The sequence below is a fragment of the Ensifer sp. ENS11 genome, assembly GCF_014851895.1.
In the GTDB taxonomy this organism is placed as follows: domain Bacteria; phylum Pseudomonadota; class Alphaproteobacteria; order Rhizobiales; family Rhizobiaceae; genus Ensifer; species Ensifer canadensis.
In genome coordinates, this window is sequence record NZ_JACVAN010000031.1 from 1 (window position 1) to 19,724 (window position 19,724).

20 protein-coding genes are annotated in these 19,724 nt (G+C 61.7%); 10 read left to right on the top strand and 10 right to left on the bottom strand.

Features of this window, described 5'->3' with window-relative positions:
- Positions 1 to 214: 214 nt before the first annotated feature.
- The gene (locus IB264_RS32210) at positions 215 to 1,612 is read left to right on the top strand and encodes a PLP-dependent aminotransferase family protein (protein ID WP_025428411.1); all 1,398 of its coding nucleotides are present in this window, start codon (positions 215 to 217) and stop codon (positions 1,610 to 1,612) included.
- A gap of 383 nt (positions 1,613 to 1,995) precedes the next feature.
- Entirely contained in the window at positions 1,996 to 3,039 is a 1,044-nt protein-coding gene (locus IB264_RS32215; RefSeq protein WP_025428412.1) for a glutamine synthetase beta-grasp domain-containing protein, read from the top strand.
- 185 nt (positions 3,040 to 3,224) lie between these two features.
- Here IB264_RS32215 and IB264_RS32220 read toward each other — a convergent pair whose 3' ends face one another.
- The 7 genes from IB264_RS32220 to IB264_RS32250 form a co-directional block, all read right to left on the bottom strand.
- A complete protein-coding gene (locus IB264_RS32220) occupies positions 3,225 to 4,133 on the bottom strand; it encodes an ABC transporter ATP-binding protein (protein WP_025428413.1) in 909 nt (302 codons plus the stop codon).
- Entirely contained in the window at positions 4,130 to 4,933 is an 804-nt protein-coding gene (locus IB264_RS32225; RefSeq protein ID WP_025428414.1) for an ABC transporter ATP-binding protein, read from the bottom strand. Before IB264_RS32225 ends, IB264_RS32220 begins: the two co-directional genes overlap by 4 nt.
- Entirely contained in the window at positions 4,930 to 5,820 is an 891-nt protein-coding gene (locus IB264_RS32230) for an ABC transporter permease (RefSeq protein WP_025428415.1), read from the bottom strand. The genes IB264_RS32225 and IB264_RS32230 overlap by 4 nt, the downstream gene beginning before the upstream one ends.
- 1 nt (position 5,821) lies before the next feature.
- Positions 5,822 to 6,799 (bottom strand): ABC transporter permease, encoded by a 978-nt coding sequence (locus IB264_RS32235; RefSeq protein ID WP_025428416.1) that lies wholly within the window; start codon positions 6,797 to 6,799, stop codon positions 5,822 to 5,824.
- Positions 6,800 to 6,963: 164 nt separating this feature from the next.
- Positions 6,964 to 8,610 (bottom strand): ABC transporter substrate-binding protein, encoded by a 1,647-nt coding sequence (locus IB264_RS32240; protein WP_025428417.1) that lies wholly within the window; start codon positions 8,608 to 8,610, stop codon positions 6,964 to 6,966.
- 35 nt (positions 8,611 to 8,645) lie between these two features.
- Positions 8,646 to 9,668, bottom strand: coding sequence for a glycoside hydrolase family 3 N-terminal domain-containing protein (locus tag IB264_RS32245; RefSeq protein ID WP_025428418.1), 1,023 nt, complete (start codon positions 9,666 to 9,668; stop codon positions 8,646 to 8,648).
- A gap of 24 nt (positions 9,669 to 9,692) precedes the next feature.
- Entirely contained in the window at positions 9,693 to 10,172 is a 480-nt protein-coding gene (locus IB264_RS32250; RefSeq protein WP_057208907.1) for a GNAT family N-acetyltransferase, read from the bottom strand.
- A gap of 521 nt (positions 10,173 to 10,693) precedes the next feature.
- On the opposite strand from IB264_RS32250, the gene napE reads away from it, so the two are divergent.
- From napE to IB264_RS32280, 6 genes are read left to right on the top strand one after another with little or no spacing between them, the layout of a single operon-like run.
- Complete coding sequence (gene napE / locus IB264_RS32255; RefSeq protein WP_025428420.1) at positions 10,694 to 10,885, top strand: periplasmic nitrate reductase, NapE protein; 192 nt, start codon at positions 10,694 to 10,696, stop codon at positions 10,883 to 10,885.
- 8 nt (positions 10,886 to 10,893) lie between these two features.
- Positions 10,894 to 11,388, top strand: a complete 495-nt coding sequence (gene napF, locus IB264_RS32260) for a ferredoxin-type protein NapF (protein ID WP_081788922.1) — start codon at positions 10,894 to 10,896, stop codon at positions 11,386 to 11,388.
- Positions 11,381 to 11,668 (top strand): chaperone NapD, encoded by a 288-nt coding sequence (locus tag IB264_RS32265; RefSeq protein WP_025428422.1) that lies wholly within the window; start codon positions 11,381 to 11,383, stop codon positions 11,666 to 11,668. The genes napF and IB264_RS32265 overlap by 8 nt, the downstream gene beginning before the upstream one ends.
- On the top strand, positions 11,643 to 14,147 hold the full coding sequence (napA, locus tag IB264_RS32270) for a periplasmic nitrate reductase subunit alpha (protein WP_084815339.1): 2,505 nt from the start codon (positions 11,643 to 11,645) through the stop codon (positions 14,145 to 14,147). Before IB264_RS32265 ends, napA begins: the two co-directional genes overlap by 26 nt.
- Entirely contained in the window at positions 14,117 to 14,617 is a 501-nt protein-coding gene (locus IB264_RS32275) for a nitrate reductase cytochrome c-type subunit (protein WP_038577799.1), read from the top strand. Before napA ends, IB264_RS32275 begins: the two co-directional genes overlap by 31 nt.
- A 4-nt stretch (positions 14,618 to 14,621) precedes the next feature.
- Positions 14,622 to 15,317, top strand: a complete 696-nt coding sequence (locus IB264_RS32280) for a NapC/NirT family cytochrome c (RefSeq protein ID WP_025428425.1) — start codon at positions 14,622 to 14,624, stop codon at positions 15,315 to 15,317.
- 40 nt (positions 15,318 to 15,357) lie between these two features.
- Here IB264_RS32280 and IB264_RS32285 read toward each other — a convergent pair whose 3' ends face one another.
- Both IB264_RS32285 and IB264_RS32290 read right to left on the bottom strand, forming a co-directional pair.
- On the bottom strand, positions 15,358 to 15,726 hold the full coding sequence (locus IB264_RS32285) for a YbaN family protein (protein ID WP_025428426.1): 369 nt from the start codon (positions 15,724 to 15,726) through the stop codon (positions 15,358 to 15,360).
- 19 nt (positions 15,727 to 15,745) lie between these two features.
- Positions 15,746 to 16,447 (bottom strand): DUF2161 domain-containing phosphodiesterase, encoded by a 702-nt coding sequence (locus tag IB264_RS32290; protein WP_025428427.1) that lies wholly within the window; start codon positions 16,445 to 16,447, stop codon positions 15,746 to 15,748.
- 244 nt (positions 16,448 to 16,691) lie between these two features.
- Between IB264_RS32290 and IB264_RS32295 the strand changes: the two genes are divergently transcribed.
- Complete coding sequence (locus tag IB264_RS32295; protein ID WP_025428428.1) at positions 16,692 to 18,056, top strand: nodulation protein NfeD; 1,365 nt, start codon at positions 16,692 to 16,694, stop codon at positions 18,054 to 18,056.
- Between the two features lie 26 nt (positions 18,057 to 18,082).
- Positions 18,083 to 18,856: a slipin family protein gene (locus IB264_RS32300; protein WP_025428429.1), complete on the top strand. Its 774-nt coding sequence runs from the start codon at positions 18,083 to 18,085 to the stop codon at positions 18,854 to 18,856.
- Between the two features lie 22 nt (positions 18,857 to 18,878).
- Here IB264_RS32300 and IB264_RS32305 read toward each other — a convergent pair whose 3' ends face one another.
- Positions 18,879 to 19,691, bottom strand: a complete 813-nt coding sequence (locus tag IB264_RS32305) for an inositol monophosphatase family protein (RefSeq protein WP_025428430.1) — start codon at positions 19,689 to 19,691, stop codon at positions 18,879 to 18,881.
- Between the last annotated feature and the right edge of the window lie 33 nt (positions 19,692 to 19,724).

Below are 19,724 nucleotides of genomic sequence, written 5' to 3' on the forward strand. Positions count from 1 at the left end.
GTTGAGATCTTCGAAACCCCAATAAGGTAAGCCGAAAGGCCGGAAGCGTGACTGTCCCTCGATCATCACCTGCATCTCAATGGTCCGTTCTCTCCTGGGACGCGGCTGCTTTCATGCCACCTCCTTTCCACCTGTATCGGCTGGGGGCGATGGTTCTTCCAGAGACAATGCGGTACAGTTACGCCAAACTGTCCTGTGCGAAGGTCCAATACAGATGGCGTTTCAACAAACGGAGATCGGTGGCGAAACCTTGCTCGACGGGGTCATGGGCACGATCCGGCAGCGCATTGCCAGCCGGTCGTTGACGCCGGGCGCCAAGCTTCCGTCCATTCGGGCGCTTGCGACAACGATGCGGGTTTCCAAATCGACGGTTGTCGAGGCTTACGAGCGTCTGGCGGCCGAAGGCGTGATCCGGTCGCGGCCCGGCTCCGGCTTTTTCGTGTCTGCCCCCCTGGCGCCGTTGTCGCTCACGGAAGTCGGACCGCGGCTCGACCGCGCAGTCGACCCTCTCTGGGTTTCGCGTCAGGCGCTTGAAACGGACGCCCACGTTCTGAAGCCCGGTTGCGGCTGGTTGCCGGCGTCCTGGATGCCGGAGGCAGCGCTCAGGCGGGCGCTGCGCTCGCTCGCGCGCACGGATGCCGCGAGCCTGACGGATTACGGCACGCCGCTCGGCTTGCGACCGCTGCGGCAGTTGCTGTCGCGAAGGCTGGCCGAGCATGGTGTCGAGGCATCGCCCGATCAGATCATCCTGACCGAGTCAGGCACCCAGGCGATCGATCTTCTCTGTCGGTTCCTGCTCGAACCGGGCGATACCGTCATCGTCGACGATCCATGCTACTTCAATTTCCAGGCGCTGTTGCGGGCGCATCGCGTCAATGTCGTCAGCGTGCCCTATACGCCTGTTGGTCCCGATCTCGATCGCTTCGCCGAGGCGCTGGAGGCCTACCGTCCTCGCCTCTACATCACCAATTCCGCCGTGCACAATCCGACCGGCGCCACGCTTTCTCCCGTGATTGCCCACCGCCTGTTGCGACTTGTCGAGCAGGCAGGGTTGACTGTTGTCGAGGACGACATCTTCGCCGATTTCGAGCATGTGCCGGCGTCACGGCTTGCCGCCTTCGATGGGCTCGACCGTGTGGTGCAGATCGGCAGCTTTTCCAAGACGCTCTCCGCCTCGGTGCGCTGCGGCTATATCGCCGCCCCCCGAGGCTGGATCGAGGGGCTGACCGATCTCAAGATCGCGACCACTTTCGGCGGCCCGAGCCTTGCAGCCGAACTGGTGCTGACCCTTTTGCGCGATGGCAGCTACCGAAAGCACATGGAGGCGCTGCGGCTGCGGCTGACGCGGACGATGACCGAGACGGTAGCGCGCCTGGCCACGGTCGGGATCACGCCCTGGATCGAGCCGCAGGCCGGCATGTTCCTCTGGTGTCGGCTCTCGGAAGGTCTTGATGCCTCGGAGCTGGCCCAGAAGGCGCTGGCTCACGATATTGTCCTCGCCCCCGGCAATGCTTTCAGCCATTCGGGTTCGGCGGCAGGATTTCTGCGCTTCAACGTCGCCCAATCGATTGATGAGCGGCTCTATCGCGTGCTGGCTGAGATTGCTCGATAACCACTCATATCCATAGCGGCCGATTTGAGCGAGCCGCGAGACGGTGCTTGTTCTTCGAGCAACCCTTTTGACGCAGGTTGTTGTCGACCGCGCGGCCGCGCCGCTTCTATTCGCCGGTGTTTACGGCACTCCGCCGGGCCTATGCCTCAAACCGCGGCGTTCAATGCCTATTTTATGTGCAATCCGCTTCATCCTTAGTCTTGGCGCGTCTTTCGCTCCATCGCCGCGAGTGGCGTGGGCATTGATTTTTCGATCTTTGGCGGCGCAAACGCAAACTGGCACGATTAATGCTTTCTTGTGAGTACCGGTTGTTGGGCAGCTGAATTGGGTTGCCGGGCCGCTTCGGAACTTAGCCAGATCATGGCGCCATGTGAGAGAACGCAATGACAAAGTATAAGCTCGAGTACATTTGGCTCGATGGGTACACACCGGCCCCGAACCTCCGCGGAAAAACCTTGATCAAGGAATTCGATGCATTCCCGAAGCTGGATGAGCTTCCTTTCTGGGGCTTCGACGGAAGCTCGACGATGCAGGCGGAAGGCAAGAGCTCGGACTGTGTCCTGAAGCCTGTCGCCGTCTATCCCGACAGCGAGCGTAAGAACGGCGTTCTGGTGCTCTGCGAAGTCATGATGCCCGACGGCAAGACGCCGCATCCGTCCAACACCCGCGCAACCGTCATGGAAGACGATAGCGCCTGGTTCGGCTTCGAGCAGGAATACTTCTTCTACAAGAACGGCCGCCCGCTCGGCTTCCCGGAAACCGGCTTCCCGGCACCGCAGGGCCCGTACTACACCGGTGTCGGCTACAGCAATGTCGGCGATATCGCCCGCCAGATCGTCGAAGAACATCTCGACATCTGCCTGGCGGCCGGCATCAACCACGAAGGCATCAATGCCGAAGTGGCTAAGGGCCAATGGGAGTTCCAGGTCTTCGGCAAGGGTTCCAAGAAGGCCGCCGACGAAATCTGGCTGGCGCGCTACCTGCTGCAGCGCCTGACTGAAAAGTACGGCATCGATATCGAGTATCACTGCAAGCCGCTCGGCGACACCGACTGGAACGGCTCGGGCATGCATGCCAACTTCTCGACCGCCTTCATGCGCGACGTCGGTGGCAAGGACTACTTCGAAAACCTGATGTCGGCTTTCGAGGACGCCCGCGCGGATCACATCGCCGTCTACGGACCCGACAACCATATGCGCCTGACCGGCAAGCACGAGACGCAGTCGATCCACCAGTTCAGCTACGGCGTGGCTGACCGCGGCGCTTCGATCCGCGTCCCGCACAGCTTCGTCAACAACAACTACCGCGGCTACCTCGAAGATCGCCGCCCGAACTCGCAAGGCGACCCCTACCAGATCGCTTCGCAGATCCTGAAGACGATCTCGACGGTTCCGACCGATGTCGAAAACCAGATGAAGGCGGCCTGAGCATGTGTCATGGCGTGCTGTAGCGGCACGCCATGCACGCTCTGTCTCCAAGCATATGCAATCGCTAACGGTTGCAAAGACAAAACGCCCCGCTTTCGAGCGGGGCGTTTTGTCTTTTGCTGTCCTGGGAGGATAGCTTCGGGGAGGGTGGGTGCCGGCGGCAATGCCGGCGGCGGCGCCGCGGTTCAGGCGGTGCGAACGAAGTGGTCCGTATCCACTTCGACGATGCGGTCCTGCGTCATCGCGGATTTGCGCCGGATCTCTTCGACATCCTCCGGACGCAGCCGAACGCTCGGGTCGTCGAAGCGGATATCCGGGTCAGGCACGGCAGAGAGCAGCAGCTTGGTGTAGGGGTGAGCGGGGTTGTCGATCACCTTGCCGACATTGCCCCATTCGACGATCTGGCCGGCATACATGACGGCGATATCCTCGGCGACATAACGGGCGGTGGCGATGTCGTGGGTGATGTAGAGCAGACCGAGCTTCATCTGCTGCTTCATCTCGCTCAAGAGATTGAGCACGCCGAGGCGAACAGAGACGTCGAGCATCGACGTCGGCTCGTCGGCGACGATCACTTCCGGCTTGGCGGCAAGCGCGCGGGCGATATTGACGCGCTGGCGCTGGCCGCCGGAAAGCTCGTGCGGATATTTGGGCGCGACGAGGTCGGGGTCGAGTTTCACCTGTTGCAGCAGCGCACGAACCGTCGCGTCGATCTCGGAACGCTTGATATCCGGGCGGTGCAGCAGCAGCGGCCGCTTCAAATGATAGGCGATGGTATGAGCCGGGTTGAGCGAGGCGAACGGGTCCTGGAAGATCATCTGCACCGCGCGTCGGTAGAGGACCGTCTCGGCCGGGCTGGCGCCGTCGACCGGCTCGCCCCTGAAGAGGATCTTTCCCTCCGTCGGCATATATTCGCGCATCGCCATACGGGCGCAGGTGGTCTTGCCGCTGCCTGACTCGCCGACGAGGGCGAGTGCGCGGCCTGCATGCAGCGAAAACGAGATCGAGCGGGCCGCATGGACTGCGCCCGGACCGTGGCCGAATGTCTTGGTGACCCTGTCAAGCGCAAGGATCGGGGTTGGCTGGGCGGTCATAGCAGGACACCTCCATGGAGCGACGGGAAGGAGGTCCAAAGTTGTTTTGTGTAGTCGTGCTGCGGCGATCCGTAGATCGCCTCCGCCGTGTTCTGCTCGACGAGCTTGCCGGCGAGCATGATGCCGATCCGGTCGCAGAACTGCACCATCAGCCCGAGATCGTGGGTGATGAACAGAACGGCGAAGCCGAGGGTTCGCCGCAATTCGTTGATTCGCTGGAGGATTTCACGCTGGACGACGACGTCGAGCGCCGTCGTCGGTTCATCCATGACCACCAGCCTCGGATCGAGCGCCAGGCAAATGGCGATGACGATGCGCTGGCGCATGCCGCCGGAAAACTGATGCGGGTAGTCGCGCATGCGGTCCGGGGCGATATCGACGAGTTTCAGCATTTCGGCGGTGCGGTCGCGCGCCTGCGCACGGCTCATGCCTTTGTGGGTCTTCAGCACGTCGTAGAATTGCTGCTCGATGCGCAGCACCGGATTGAGCGAGTTCATCGCGCTCTGGAACACCATGGCGACCTCGCGCCAGCGAAAATCGCGCAAGGCCTTGTCATCTAGGTCGAGCACGTTGCGGCCATTGAGCAGAATGGTGCTTTCCCTCCTGATCAGCGCTGGTGGCTTGTGTAGCCGGCTGATGGCAAAGGCAATGGTGCTCTTGCCGCAACCGGATTCGCCGGCAAGGCCGAAGACCTCGCCGGGAGCGACGTCGAAGCTGACATTGTCGACGGCGCGAAAGTCCTTTTCCTCGCCGATATAGTCGATCGTCAGGTTTTTGACGGATAGCAGTGGCGCGGTCACAGGCGACCCTCCCCGGATCGGATGAGTGCGGACCAGCGACCGAGCCGATTGCCGGTGCGCAGCCGCGGGTTGGCGATCTCGTCAACGGCGAAGTTCAGAAGCGACAGGCCGATGCCGAGGAAGGCGAGCGCAAAGCAGGGCGTGAGAATGTCCCACCACGCGCCGACCGAAAGCGCCGACGCCTTCTGCGCGGCATAGAGCATGGTGCCCCAGGAGACGACCTTCGGGTCGCCAAGGCCGAGAAACTCGAGCGTCGCCTGGGTGATGATCGCGAAAATGACGCTGCCGATGAAGTTGATGCCGACGATCGAGATCAGGTTGGGGAAGATCTCGAAGGTCATGATGCGCCAGCGCGGCTCGCCCATCATCTCCGCCGATTTGACGTAGTCCTTCTGCTTGACGGAAAGCGTCTCGGCGCGGGTGACGCGGGCGCCCCAGGCCCAGGAGGTTCCGCCGAGGATCAGCGCGATGACCCAGGGGCTGGCCTGACCGATGAAGGCGGCGAGCACCAGGAGCAGCGGCAGGTTGGGAACCACTAGCACCATGTTGGTGAAGAAGCTGATGACTTCGTCGACCTTGCCGCCGCGATAGCCGGCGAGAATGCCGAGCGCCGTGCCGACGATTGTTATGAGCAGGCCTGCGCCGAAGCCGACGGCAAGCGAGGTGCGGGCGCCATAGATCAGCCGCGTGAACACATCCTGGCCGATGCGGGTGGTGCCGAGCCAATGGGCAAACGACGGCGCCTGATGCGGGCGGCCGACGCGGGCACCCGGATCGTAAGGGGTAAGCAGCGGTGCGGCGATCGCCACGATGAGGATGAAGGCGATGATGGCGACGCCGACCAGAGCCTTGCGATTGCGGATCAATCCGAAGGGTTGGGTCTTCATCTCACGCCTTCTTCAGTCGGGGGTCGAGCAGCACATAGCTGACGTCGACGATGAAATTGGCAACCAGCATGGTCGCAGTCATGATCAGCAACTGCCCCTGGATAACGGGATAATCACGGGCGAGGATCGCCTGATAGAGGATGTTGCCGAGACCCGGATAATTGAACACGACTTCGGTGACGAGCGAGCCGCCGAGGATCGTGCCGATGGCGATGGCAAGGCTCGATACGGTCGGCAGCAGCGCATTGCGCGCCGCGTACCAGAGCATCACATGTCCGTCCGATAGGCCCTTGGCGCGGGCCATGACGATATAGTCCTCGCCGAGCAGGTTGATCATGTTGTTGCGCATGGTGACGGCGAAACCGCCGGTCAAGACCGTGCAGAGCGTCAGCATCGGCAGAATGCCGTGATAGAGGACGCTGCCGAGGTATTGCAGCGTAAAGGCCGGGTCGAGCGCCGGATCGGCAGCGTAGCCCGTCGGGAACCAGTTCAGCGTAAAGCCGAAGAAGAAGACGACGATCAGCGAGGTGACGACGGCCGGAACCGAGGTCGCGAAGATCGCACCGACCGAAACGATGACATCGAAAAGGCTGCCGCGGCGCCAGGCGGCGAGAATGCCGAGGAAGGTTCCCAGCGTGAAGCTGATGATGGTCGCCGTGCCCATCAGGCCGACCGTCCAGACCAGCGCGTTGCCGAGAACCGTCGTCACCGGAAGCGGGAAATATTTGATCGAGCGGCCGAGGTCGCCGCTGAAGATGCTGCCGAGATAGGTCAGATATTGCTGCCAGAGCGGGCCATCGACGAAACCGAAGGTGAGCTTCAGCGCCTGCAGGCTTTCGGGGGGAAGCTCCGCGCCCGCGCTCGAAAACATGATCTGCACGGGGTCGCCGGGCATCAGCCGTGGCAAAAAGAAGTTGATCGTCGCCGCCGCGACGAAGGCTGCCAGATAGAAGCATAGGCGGCGAAGCAGGAAAGCCATGGGGACTCCATCGACTGCGCCATGGCCCTGTTACCGGCAGGAAAGGCGGCAGAAACGCTTTGAAATGGCGCAAGCCTTTAATCGCGGAGCTATTGTGCTCCCGAGGCCGGCGCGAAAGCGGGAGCGGCCCGGTGATGAGCCACTCCCGCCAGTCCTGGGGGTGTTTAGTTGACCGGTTCGAGTGCCAGCAAATGCAGCAGGCGCGCCGGGTTGGTCCGCGAGATCGACGGATTGACGAACGGGGTCTCGGCCGTCACCCAGCCTTTGAAGCGCTTGGTGTTGTACTGGTACCAGTTTGGATTGTTGAAGACCGGCATCATCGGCAGGTTCTCGGCGACGATGCGCTGAGCCTTGTTCATGGCCTCCTTCTGCTTGGCGAGGTCAGCCGTGTGGGTGAACTCGGTCAAAAGCTTCTCGACATCGTCATTGAACCAACGCTGCGCGGTAAAGCGCGTCTTGCCCTTGTCCGAAGCACTGAAGGCGCGCTTGTACGGATAGTAGGGCGAGGCGGAGGCCGGCAGGCTGTTGATCGCCGCGTCGAACGTGCCGTTGATGAGATTGCCGGTCCAGACCGCTTCTTCCGGCGTCTCGATCTTGGCATCGAGGCCGACGGCTTGCAGGCCCTCGACGGCGATCGTCACCGTGTCGATCCAGTCGGTCCAGGAGCTCGGCACGATGATCGAGAAGGAGATCTTGCTACCGTCAGGATTGTCGCGGAAACCGTCGCCGTCCTTGTCGACATAGCCGGCCTCGTCGAGCAGAGCCTTGGAAGCATCGGCGTCGTACTTGCCGTAGGTGCCGAAGTCGGTCGCGACCGACGGATCAGCCCAGCTCTTGTAGAGTTCGCCCATGCCGGCCGGATCTTCGTTGAGCGTCGGATAGCCGTAGCCGGCAACGTCGACCATGGTGCCACGGTCGAGCGCCATGCTGGCCGCACGACGGAATTTTACGTCGTTGAAGGCCTTGCGGTTGTTCTCGTTGGCGGTTTCCTGGTTGAAGAGGAATGCCACCATGCTGCTCGGCGAGTACCAGAAATGGAAGTGCTCCGGATCCTTGGCGACGTAGACGTTCTCGATATCCGGGATGAAGGAAACGCCCCAGTCGAGCGTGCCCGACGCGGTCGCGGTCAGGATCTGGTTGTTGTCGGCGAGCTGCGGGAAGCGCATGCAATCGACCTTGAGCGCGGCGTCCCAATAGTGCGGGTTGCGGCACTGGTCGTAGGTCTGGCCGGTGAAGCGCGGGATCTCCGTCATCGGGCCGCTGCCAACAGGTGTTTCGTTGGCGAAGGTCACCGGTTCGGCGACATCCTTCCAGACATGCTCCGGCACGATCGGCAGCTGGGCAAGCTGTTCGGCAGCAAGCGAGCTTGGATTGGCGAGCGTGAAGCGAACGGTCTGGCCGTCGACGGCCTCGACGCCGGTGATGAAGGTCCAGATGCTGACGAAGTCGAGCGCCGGGAACTTCTTCAGGTAGTCGTAGGTGAACTTGACGTCAGCAGCCGTCAGCGGCTTGCCATCGGACCATTTCAGGTTTGGGCGCAGCTTGAACTCGATGCTTTTCAGATCGTCGGCAAGCTTGAAGCTTTCGGCAAGCCGGAAGACCGGTTTGTTGTCATCGAAGCGATTGAAGACGACCAGCGGCTCGTAGATGAAGTCGAGCGTGCTTTGGCGCGCCGACGTCTGGTTGAACGGGTTGAAGTTGCGAACCCAGGTCGTGGCCGGCTCGATATTGACCGTCAGGATCGACTGCGCCATGGCCGGTGCAGCGAAAAGGGTCAGCGCGGTCGCTGCCCAGAGAATGGATTTTTTCATTGTTTCTCCCCTCTTGATTTGTGAGTGGCGTCTCGTCAGGCGACGAGAACGCTCTTGAACATCTCTTCGACTTCGGCGTGGGCCGCGCGAATGTCGACCTTGAGCTTGCCGAGCCGGCTCTGGCCGGCGGCGATGCGCTTCTGGGCGGCCTCTGTCAGCGGACGGGCGGCCTTGGCGGCAGCCTCGCTCTCGGCCAGATCGCCGTGGCTGTGAAGTGCGACGTCGGAGCCGGCGTCGAGCACCTGCTTCACACGCTCGGGCAAGGTGCCACGCAGCGATTCCATGAAGATGCAATCGGACACCAGCACGCCCTCATAGCCCATGTCGTTGCGGATCACTTCATGCATCGTCGGCGAGATCGAGGCTGGCAGCTCGCTGTCATAGGCGGAGTAGACGACGTGAGCGACCATCGCCCAGGGCGTGTCCTTGAGGGCAACGAAAGGCTTGAAGTCGGTCGCGACGAGCGTTTCTCGCGATGCATCGACGACCGGGCGCTCCTTGTGAGAGTCGCGTGTGGCGCGGCCATGACCGGGGATGTGCTTCATGACAGGCATGTTGCCGGTCTCAAGCAGGCCATCGACCACCTCGCGGCCGAGGGCGGCGATGAAGTCCGGATCCGAACCGAAGGAGCGCGCACCGATGACGGCGCTGGTCGTTTCGAACACGAGATCGAGGACCGGCGAGCAGCCGCTGGTGAGGCCGAGTTCGCTCATCATCGTGCCCATTGCCTGGGACGACAGGCGAAGCGCCTTCTTGCCGAGCGCAAGGTCATGGCGCGCCAGTTCGGCAAACTGGCCGAAGCTGCGGAAAAGCGGCCAGGGACCGGCGTCGAGATGCTGGACGCGGCCGCCTTCCTGGTCAGTGAAGACAGGTGCGTCTTCGCGCTCGACCGCCTCGCGGAAGCGCTCGATCAGGATCTTGACCTGGCCGGGCTCGCGCAGATTGCGCCGGCCGACGAAGAGGCCGAGCGGGTTGGTTTCGCGAAACAGGGCGAACTCGTCGTCCGAGAGTGTTGGGTTTGGTAGGCCGACGAAGAGGGCGAGCGGTGTCGATGCCATTGGAGAGCTCCGATGTTCAGATGATTATTTGGATGGATTACGAAGCATGCCTTCGTAGATGCCTTTGTCGGCGGCGGGGATGGCAACGGCGCCGATGGTCTTGGCGTAGAAATCGACCGGGCCGGCATCGCCGATAAAGGCATAGGCATGGCCGAGCGTCTTCATGGTCTCGAGCGATGCGGTCAACAGATCGACGCCAATACCGCGCCCACGGCTCTCGCCGGCGACCCCGGTTGGGCCGAAGAAGCCGCGCGCCGTCGTGTCGTAGCAGGCAAAGCCAAGCAGCTTGCCACCTTCCACCGCGATCAGGCAGGCGATTGGCTGGCGGGAGAAGGCGACCGAAACCTCGCTCGCCCAATTCTCACTGAAGTTCTGCCTTACCCAGTCGACGACGACATGCATTTCCGGCGGAAGCGCCGGGCGAATGCGAATGCCGGTCGTGTCGGTTTTCCGCTTGAGATTGGCGAGCGTCGGCGAATACAAGCTGACAAGCAAGTCCGGCACCCCTAGTCCTCCGTATATTCCTTTATTAAGGAATTGATCCCTTTGTAATGCAATATGTGTCCTCATCTCCGGCGGGTTGTCAACCGGCAATCGCGGCGATGGGGTGGGAGGGTTGACGCTTCACCATGACGGCAGCGAGAACAGTCGGCTGCGCAAGTATTATCGCGTCACAGAGTCTTGGCTCCGGCGAACTCGTCGGCGGTCAAACGACGAATCATCGAGTTGCCTTCGAAAACCAATGGCTTCGAGACCGAACATGCGCGCACTGCCAGCACACGCGTCAAGCTGTCGCCGCCGCTCTTTGTTCTGCTATTGTTCTTTTCATATTGTAATTTACAAAAATACTAAGTTTGATTTTCGCTGTTTTTCTCCAAGGAACCACTGCAATTCCCAGGGCAAATATCTTGTTGAATTGACAGATGTTATTTTTATTCTTGATTACAAAAGTAGAGTTTGTTCCGCTTTATTTTCTGTCACGGATTGTTACTATGCTTTCGGTTCAACGAGCCCGGGAGCCAGGCGTGTCAGAGTTACCTCCACAGCACTTGACCGAGCAGGAGCCGCGATCTCGCCGGCGCCAGGAGCTTTTGACATTTCTTGTTCTTGCCTTTGGCATCTGGCCGTTGGTCGCCGTCGGCGTGGTCGGCGGTTACGGCTTCATCGTCTGGATGCTGCAGATCGTTTACGGCCCGCCGGGCCCGCTTGGGCATTGAGGTGATCGATGGGGGCAATGACAACCAGACGAGGATTGTTCTTGGGCCGGCAGGCGGAGCGAAGGCGCGTCCTGCCGCCGGGCGTCACGCTTGAAAGCCTGACGGCATGCACCGGTTGCGGCCAATGTGTGGAAAAGTGTCCCACCCGCATCATTTCGCTCCTGGACGAGCGTCCATCGCTCGATTTTTCAGGCGGCGAATGCACCTTCTGCGGCGACTGTGCGCGGGCCTGTCCGGAGCCGGTATTCGCAGCCGAAGGCGTAACGCGGCTTGCCCATGTCGTTGCGATCGGCGACGGCTGCCTCGCGCGCAACAACGTCGCCTGCCAATCCTGTCGCGATGCCTGTCCGCAGCAGGCGATCCGCTTTCGGCCCCGGACCGGCGGGCCGTTCCTGCCAGAGGTGGATGTCAACAGTTGCAGCGGATGCGGTGCCTGCATCGGCGTCTGTCCTGTCGGTGCAATCGGCATTGCGGATCGGGTTCAGGAGGGCGTCCATGCCTGATCCCTCCCGGCAATATCATATCTCAAGCGCCGTCGTCGTCGCTCTTCCGGCGATGAAGGATGCTGTCCTTGCCGCGCTGGCGCGCATGGCAAATGTCGAGGTTTACGGCCATGAGGGCGGCAAGATTGTCGTCGTCATCGAGGGAACGAGTACCGGCATGCTTGGCGAATGCCTGTCGACGATCTCCACGCTCGAGGGCGTGGTAGCGGCCAATATGGTTTTCGAACATGTCGAAACGGAAGGAGTGACGGACGATGACCACCGAACTGACGCGGCGTGATATCCTGAAGGCGCACGCGGCCGGCATCGCCGCCGCCACCGCCGGCATCGCACTGCCCGCCGCCGCTCAACCGGTGCCCGGCGGTATCAGCGCGCTCGAAATCAAGTGGTCGAAGGCGCCCTGTCGCTTCTGCGGCACCGGCTGCGGCGTCATGGTCGGCGTCAAGGAGGGGCAGGTCGTTGCCACCCATGGCGACATGCAGGCCGAGGTCAACCGCGGCCTCAACTGCATCAAGGGCTATTTCCTCTCCAAGATCATGTATGGCTCCGACCGGCTGAAGACGCCGATGCTGCGCAAGCTGAACGGCGCCTACAGCAAGGACGGCGAGTTCGAGGCGGTGAGCTGGGACGAAGCCTTCGACGTCATGGCCGAACAGTGCAAGAAGGTGCTGAAGGAAAAGGGGCCGACGGCGGTCGGCATGTTCGGATCCGGCCAGTGGACGATCTTCGAGGGCTATGCTGCGACGAAGCTGATGCGCGCCGGCTTCCGCTCGAACAACCTCGACCCCAATGCCCGCCACTGCATGGCCTCGGCGGCTTACGCCTTCATGCGAACCTTCGGCATGGACGAGCCGATGGGCTGCTATGATGACTTCGAACATGCGGACGCCTTCGTGCTCTGGGGCTCGAACATGGCGGAGATGCATCCGATCCTGTGGACAAGGCTTGCTGATCGCCGCCTGGGCCAGTCGCATGTGAAGGTGGCTGTTCTGTCGACCTTCACCCACCGCAGCATGGACCTCGCCGACATTCCGATGGTGTTCAAACCCGGCACCGACCTGGTGATCCTCAACTACATCGCCAATTACATCATCGAGAAGGGCCGGGTGAACGAGGACTTCGTTCGTAAACACACCACCTTCATGCGCGGCGTCACCGATATCGGCTATGGCCTGCGTCCGGACAATCCCATCGAAGTTAAGGCGGCCAATTCATCCGACCCCGGCAAGATGGAGCCGATGGACTACGAGGCGTTCAAGGCGTTCGTGTCGGAATACACTCTGGAGAAGACCGCCGAGATGACCGGTGTCGACCCGGCGTTTCTGGAGGAACTCGCCGAACTCTACGCCGATCCGCAGCGCAAGGTGATGTCGTTGTGGACCATGGGGTTCAATCAGCATGTGCGGGGCGTCTGGGCCAACCAGATGGTCTACAACATTCACCTTCTGACCGGAAAGATCTCGGAGCCCGGCAACAGCCCGTTCTCGCTGACCGGCCAGCCGTCGGCCTGCGGCACCGCGCGCGAGGTTGGCACCTTCGCCCACCGTCTGCCCGCCGACATGACCGTCACCAATCCGGAGCACCGCAAGCACGCCGAGGAGATCTGGCGCGTTCCGCATGGGATCATCCCGGAAAAGCCCGGCTATCACGCTGTCGAGCAGGATCGCATGCTCAAGGATGGCAAGCTCAGCTTCTACTGGGTTCAGGTCAACAACAACGTCCAGGCCGCCCCCAATACCAGCAACGAAACCTACCAAGGCTATCGAAACCCGGAGAATTTCATCGTGGTCTCGGATGCCTATCCGACGATCACGGCCATGAGCGCCGACCTCATCCTGCCGGCGGCCATGTGGGTGGAAAAGGAAGGCGCCTACGGCAATGCCGAGCGGCGGACCCATGTCTGGCACCAGCTGGTGCACGCGCCGGGCGAGGCGCGCTCGGATCTCTGGCAGATGGTCGAGTTCTCCAAGCGCTTTATAACCGACGAAGTCTGGCCGGCCGAAATCCTCGCTGCCAACCCAGAGTTCAAGGGCAAGAGCCTGCATGACGTCCTGTTCCAGAACGGTGAGGTCAACCGCTTCCCCTTAAGCGAAGTCAGCGGCGACTACGCCAACAACGAGGCCGAAGCCTTCGGCTTCTACCTCCAGAAGGGGCTGTTCGAGGAATATGCCACCTTCGGTCGCGGCCATGGTCACGATCTCGCGCCCTACGACCGGTACCACGAGGAACGCGGTCTGCGTTGGCCGGTGGTCGACGGCAAGGAGACGCGCTGGCGCTATCGCGAGGGCTACGACCCCTACGTCAAGGCCGGCGAGGGCGTGAAATTCTACGGCCGCCCGGATGGCAAGGCGGTCATTCTTGCGGTGCCCTACGAGCCGCCGGCGGAATCGCCCGACGAGGAATTCGATCTCTGGTTGGTGACGGGTCGCGTGCTCGAACACTGGCATTCGGGTTCGATGACGATGCGTGTGCCGGAGCTCTATCGCGCCTTTCCGGGCGCCCGCTGCTTCATGAATGCGGATGACGCCCGCAAGCGCGGCATCAATCAGGGAGCGGAGGTGCGGATCATGTCGCGGCGCGGCGAGATCCGCTCACGCATCGACACGCGCGGACGCAATCGCATGCCGCCCGGCGTGATCTTCGTGCCGTGGTTCGATGCGAGCCAGTTGATCAACAAGGTGACACTCGACGCAACGGATCCCATCTCCAAACAGACGGATTTCAAAAAATGCGCAGTCAAGATCGTCTCAGTCGCTTGAAGCGACCAGAATGGGTGGTCGTTGCCATCGGCCTCGTCATGTTTGTCACGACGACGGCGATTGCCCAGGTCGTCCAGCAAATGGTGCCGCAGCTTGAAGGCCCGACACCACAGATGGAAACCGGGGCTGCCGCGAGCTTGCCGAAATGGGTGGTCGATGACAAACGCAAGATGCGCGCCTACCCGGACCAGCCGCCGATCATCCCGCACTCGATCGAGGGTTACCAGCTTTCGGTCAATACCAACCGCTGTCTCTCCTGCCACAAACGCGAGTTCACGCAGGATAGCGGCGCACCGATGATCAGCGTGACGCACTACATGACGCGCGACGGGCAGATGATCGCCGACGTTTCGCCGCGGCGCTACTTCTGCACGGCATGTCATGTGCCGCAGGCGGATGTTCGCCCATTGGTCGACAATGTCTTCAAGGACATGAGCGAACTCGGCGTCAAGCCGGCCGGAAGCGAGTGAGCCCATGCAGCGGATCCGGAGACTTATCCTGTGGGCGTGGCGGCTTGTCAGCACGCCGGCGGGCACGCTCAGCCTCGGCTTTCTGACGCTGGGCGGCTTCATCGGTGGCGTGATGTTCTGGGGCGCCTTCAATACGGCGCTGGAGATCACCAATACCGAGAAGTTCTGCACTTCCTGTCACGAGATGAAAGACAACGTCTATGAGGAACTGACGCGCACGATCCATTTTTCCAATCGTTCCGGCGTGCGCGCCTCCTGCCCGGATTGTCACGTTCCGCATCAGTGGACCGACAAGATCGCCCGCAAGATGCAGGCGTCGAAGGAGGTCTGGGGCAAGATCTTCGGCACCATCAACACCCGCCCCAAATTTCTGGAAAAACGGCTTGAACTGGCCCAGCACGAATGGGCGCGGCTGAAGGCCAACGACAGCCTGGAATGCCGCAACTGCCATTCCTCTGTTGCCATGGATCTGCAGAAGCAGACGGAGCGGGCCGCCACCATTCACACGCGCTACCTGCTATCGGGCAAGGCGACCTGCATCGATTGCCACAAGGGCATCGCGCACGAACTGCCGAACATGCAGGGTATCGATCCCGGCTGGAAGATGCCGAAGGAGCTGGAAGGCACAAGCACCTCGGGCATGACGCCGATCGACGATCTTCGCCGCGCGATGATGGAGCTTCACGCCAGCAATCTCTGATCGTCGCTTCCGGTAAATGCGCCGCGAAGGGGGTGACCCCTCAGGCGGTCGGCCTGGTGATGATAAAAAGGGCCGGGAGCAGCATCGCCCCGGCGACAACCGACGCAAGCGGCAGGCTCGGTTTGCTGACGATGCAGAAGAAGGCGAAGCTCGTAGCCATCAGCGAAATGGCTATGATCTTTGCCCGAGCCGGTATCGCACCTTTTTCCCGCCAGAGCCGCAAGGATGGACCGAAGGTCGGGTGTTCCAGCAGCCAGCGCTCAAGTCGCGGCGACGCGCGAGCGAACAGGCCGGCCGCCAGGAGAAGAAAGGGCGTGGTTGGCAAGATCGGCAAAAAGATGCCGGCGACGGCGAAACCGATCATCAGCCATCCAAGACCAAGACAGAGCAGCCGAAGAGGAAGGTTCATAGCTGGTCTCCAAGCCGGGTCAATCTTCGGAACATGTCGACATCGCCGCGGTATCATTCTCACCCGATACTCGGCCTTGCGGCCAGCGCCGAAGTGCTTCAGCTCCCATTCCGGTCAGCGCATAGATGCCGCGGTCGACCCGTTCGAACCAGCCATAGACATTGCCTTGCAGGATCTTGGCGGCATCGGGTGCGGCCTCACGCAGGTCGCGAGGACGTAGATTGCCATCCTGCAATGCCGCCGCGCAGGCGAGGGCCTGCTGGCGATAGGCGGTCATGATCGGCGCGCGCGTGCTGCCGCCGAGCGTCGGGTCGCCCTTGCGACGGCGGTGTTCCTTGATGAGACGCGCTCGCTTTTTCAGGTTCCTGCGCGGCATGGCGGCCGATGCCGCAACAATCACGTCGACCGTGCCGTTGTCGGCAACGGCGAGCATGCCGAACCCGAGCCGGCGGCAGAGATCGCGAAAGCGGCGGTCGCTCTCCCGCCCTTTGCCCTTGGCCGAGACACGCGCTGCGATCCAAACTTCGTCACCGGCATTGGCGCGATCCACTGCCTGCAGCACCAGTTCCAGATTGAACGTCAGCTTCAGCTCGCAGATAACGACGAGCGGCGGCTCGTCGTCGCTGAGCGCAAGGATATCGCAGCCCCCGACCTCACCTTTGACGGAGTATCCCGCCTCTTCGAGGAAGCGCTTGATCGGAAGATAAAGTGTTGTCTCCAAGCGGATGGGTTCCTGTCGAGATCGAAGGCGGTTCGTCTTGGCAAGTGCCGCCATGGTCGTTTGTTACGCGAGCCGGGGCAATTGTTCTGACATGCAGATAGCCCCGATCCGGGGCTTTGTCATCCGGTTGTCCGGTCGCAGCGCGGTGGTGCGTTGTGCTTCGTCTTAACTTTATGGTGTGTTAATATTGCTGCGTGGGCGGCCTTCGCCGGAGGGCGCCCGGTATCCGAGGCTTTGACGACAGATGTTGCGAGTCCTCACCCTGTTGCTGTCGCTGATATCAGCATTCGTGTTTCCCGCCGCGTCCGCGCCAGAAACCGAGAAGGTTGTTTTGGTGCTGTCTTTGAAGGGGGCGATCGGTCCGGCATCGGCTGAATATATCAAACGCGGATTGCAGAAGGCCAATGATCGGCACCTGCCGCTTGTCGTTCTCCAAATGGATACGCCGGGTGGTCTCGATACCTCCATGCGCGAAATCATCCAGGCGATCCTGGCATCATCCGTTCCAGTCGCGAGCTTCGTTGCACCCAGCGGAGCACGTGCGGCAAGCGCTGGCACCTACATCCTCTATGCAAGCCATATCGCTGCCATGGCGCCGGGAACCAATCTCGGGGCGGCAACGCCGATCGCTATCGGCGGAGACATGTTCGGCGGCCAGAAGGACGAGCGTCCCGGCGAGAACGACAAAGATACTGCTGCCCAATCTCGGCCAACCCAGACGACAATCGAGGCCAAGCTCATCAACGATGCCGTCGCCTATATCCGCGGACTGGCCGAGTTGCGCGGGCGCAATGCCGATTGGGCCGAACGGGCTGTGCGCGAGGCTGCGAGCCTGTCTGCGGCTGCTGCCGTTCAGGAGAAAGTCGTCGATTTCACTGCCGCTTCCATCGACGATCTGCTGAAGCAGGCGCAGGGGCGAATTGTCCGTGTCGGGCAGGCGGATATCACGCTTGAAACGACTGGGCTTGGCGTGGAGGCTTTTGTGCCCGACTGGCGCACGCGCCTGCTTGGGGTGATCACCGATCCGAACATCGCGATCATTCTGATGATGATCGGCATCTATGGACTGATCTTCGAGTTCCTGACCCCCGGATCGGTCGTGCCTGGCACCGTCGGCGGGATCTGCCTGCTGCTCGGTCTCTACGCACTGGCCGTTTTGCCGGTGAGCTATGCCGGTCTCGGTTTGATCCTGCTCGGCGTCGGCCTGATGGTTGCGGAGGCGCATTCGCCTTCTTTCGGTGTACTCGGTGCCGGCGGCGCCCTGGCGCTGGTTCTCGGCGCTGCGATCCTTTTCGATACCGACACTCCGGGGCTGCAGGTCTCATGGGCGATGCTTGCCGGCGTCGGCATTGCCAGCCTCGGTTTCAGCCTGCTCGTCGCCCGTCTCGCCTTCAGCGCGCGGCGCCATGCGGTGGTGACCGGCGGCGAGCAGATGATCGGGCTGGCGGGCAAGGTCGATAGCTGGGCCGGCGCCAGCGGCTATGTGATCGCCCACGGCGAACGGTGGCAGGCTGTCAGCAGCCAGACGCTGGATGCGGGAGAAAATGTGAAGGTTGTCGGCCGCAACGGGCTGACGCTCGAGGTCGCGCGCGACGAGGCAAAAGCCTGACGCATGCGGTAGAAGGAGTAAAGATCATGGACATACTTGGGAGCCTCGCTCCCTATCTCGCGATCCTGTTGTTCCTCCTGATCGTCATTGCCTATGCGATCAGGATCCTGCGCGAATATGAGCGCGGCGTCATCTTCACACTCGGTCGCTTCACGGGCGTCAAGGGTCCGGGGCTGATCCTGCTTCTTCCCTATGTCCAGCAGATGGTGCGGGTCGATCTTAGAACCCGCGTGCTCGATGTTCCAAGCCAGGACGTCATCTCGCACGACAACGTGTCGGTCCGCGTCAGCGCGGTCATCTACTTCAGGGTGATAGATGCCGAAAAGTCGACGATCCAGGTCGAGGATTTCATGATGGCGACGAGCCAGCTCGCCCAGACGACATTGCGCTCAGTACTCGGCAAACACGACCTCGATGAGATGCTGGCAGAACGCGACCGCCTGAACGAAGACATCCAGAAGATCCTCGACAGCCAGACCGATGCCTGGGGCATCAAGGTTGCCACGGTCGAGATCAAACATGTCGACATCAACGAAAGCATGGTCCGCGCCATTGCCCGCCAGGCAGAGGCCGAACGGGAACGTCGTGCCAAGGTCATCAACGCCGAAGGCGAGCAGCAGGCGGCGGCCAAGCTGCTCGAGGCCGCCGAGATCCTCGCCCGGCAGCCCGAAGCCATGCAGTTGCGCTATTTGAGCACCTTGAACGTGATCGCCGGCGAAAAGAACTCGACGATCGTGTTTCCGTTCCCGATGGAGCTCGTCAACCTGCTGTCGGCCAAGGTCGATAAGTCGACGAGCTGATCACGTTTGGGGTCTCGATGTTTCAGGCTGCCTTGCGTTCGAGTTGCGCGACCTTGAGCAGGTCGTCGATAGCACCGGGCGCTGCGACCAGAACAGCGCTTCCCCGGGTCAGGGCTTCGCCCTGTGTCGGGAAGGGCAGCGACCAGCCGCCTGCCTCGTTGACGAGGCAATAACCGGCCAGGCAATCCCAGGCATGCATGTAGGGTTCGTAGTAGCCGACGAGCCGACCGGCGGCCACATAGGCGATCATCAGCGCGCCCGAACCGTTGCGCATGAAGTTGCCGCCGGCGGCAAGAAGGCGCTCGACGATCCCCGCGACTTCGGCCGGCGTCACGTGATTGTTGGCGCCAAGTCCTGTCACGGCATCGCGGATCGTCCGTGTCGCATCGAGGCGCAGGGTCTTGCCGTTCAGTGTCGCGCCCAGTCCGGAAGCAGCCGCATAGAGCTCGTCGTGACACGGCGACTGGATCACGCCGATCACGGGTTTGTCGGCATAAAGCACGGCGATCGAGATGCACCAGTTGGGCATGCCGTTGACAAAGGGCGTCGTTCCATCGATCGGATCGATCACCCAGGTGAAGCCCGAAGTGCCACTGACAAGGCCGTGTTCTTCGCCGAGCACACCGTCGTCCGGGAACGAGGCGCTGATGCGATCGCGGATCAGCGTCTCGACGTTCCGGTCGGCGATTGAAACAACGTCATGGGCGTCGGCCTTGGTTTCGATGACCAGAGTCTCGCGCTGCAGGAAGTAGTCATGGGCAAGCCGTCCGGCTTCCTCGGCAATGGTCTTGGTGAGCGCGAAGCGAGCTTCAAGGCCCGCGATTGGCGAAGTCATGCAATAGTCCTTCCTGTGTCGATCTCAAGACAT

What these genes read in the sequence shown, in the direction of transcription:
- IB264_RS32215 (WP_025428412.1), top strand. Translation starts at nt 1,996, where the DNA reads ATGACAAAGTATAAGCTCGAGTACATTTGGCTCGATGGGTACACACCG.
- IB264_RS32235 (WP_025428416.1), bottom strand. Translation starts at nt 6,799, where the DNA reads ATGGCTTTCCTGCTTCGCCGCCTATGCTTCTATCTGGCAGCCTTCGTC.
- napA (WP_084815339.1), top strand. Translation starts at nt 11,643, where the DNA reads ATGACCACCGAACTGACGCGGCGTGATATCCTGAAGGCGCACGCGGCC.
- IB264_RS32240 (WP_025428417.1), bottom strand. Translation starts at nt 8,610, where the DNA reads ATGAAAAAATCCATTCTCTGGGCAGCGACCGCGCTGACCCTTTTCGCT.
- IB264_RS32305 (WP_025428430.1), bottom strand. Translation starts at nt 19,691, where the DNA reads ATGACTTCGCCAATCGCGGGCCTTGAAGCTCGCTTCGCGCTCACCAAG.
- IB264_RS32220 (WP_025428413.1), bottom strand. Translation starts at nt 4,133, where the DNA reads ATGACCGCCCAGCCAACCCCGATCCTTGCGCTTGACAGGGTCACCAAG.
- IB264_RS32210 (WP_025428411.1), top strand. Translation starts at nt 215, where the DNA reads ATGGCGTTTCAACAAACGGAGATCGGTGGCGAAACCTTGCTCGACGGG.
- IB264_RS32230 (WP_025428415.1), bottom strand. Translation starts at nt 5,820, where the DNA reads ATGAAGACCCAACCCTTCGGATTGATCCGCAATCGCAAGGCTCTGGTC.
- IB264_RS32280 (WP_025428425.1), top strand. Translation starts at nt 14,622, where the DNA reads ATGCAGCGGATCCGGAGACTTATCCTGTGGGCGTGGCGGCTTGTCAGC.
- IB264_RS32285 (WP_025428426.1), bottom strand. Translation starts at nt 15,726, where the DNA reads ATGAACCTTCCTCTTCGGCTGCTCTGTCTTGGTCTTGGATGGCTGATG.
- napF (WP_081788922.1), top strand. Translation starts at nt 10,894, where the DNA reads ATGGGGGCAATGACAACCAGACGAGGATTGTTCTTGGGCCGGCAGGCG.
- IB264_RS32245 (WP_025428418.1), bottom strand. Translation starts at nt 9,668, where the DNA reads ATGGCATCGACACCGCTCGCCCTCTTCGTCGGCCTACCAAACCCAACA.
- IB264_RS32275 (WP_038577799.1), top strand. Translation starts at nt 14,117, where the DNA reads ATGCGCAGTCAAGATCGTCTCAGTCGCTTGAAGCGACCAGAATGGGTG.
- IB264_RS32295 (WP_025428428.1), top strand. Translation starts at nt 16,692, where the DNA reads ATGTTGCGAGTCCTCACCCTGTTGCTGTCGCTGATATCAGCATTCGTG.
- IB264_RS32265 (WP_025428422.1), top strand. Translation starts at nt 11,381, where the DNA reads ATGCCTGATCCCTCCCGGCAATATCATATCTCAAGCGCCGTCGTCGTC.
- IB264_RS32300 (WP_025428429.1), top strand. Translation starts at nt 18,083, where the DNA reads ATGGACATACTTGGGAGCCTCGCTCCCTATCTCGCGATCCTGTTGTTC.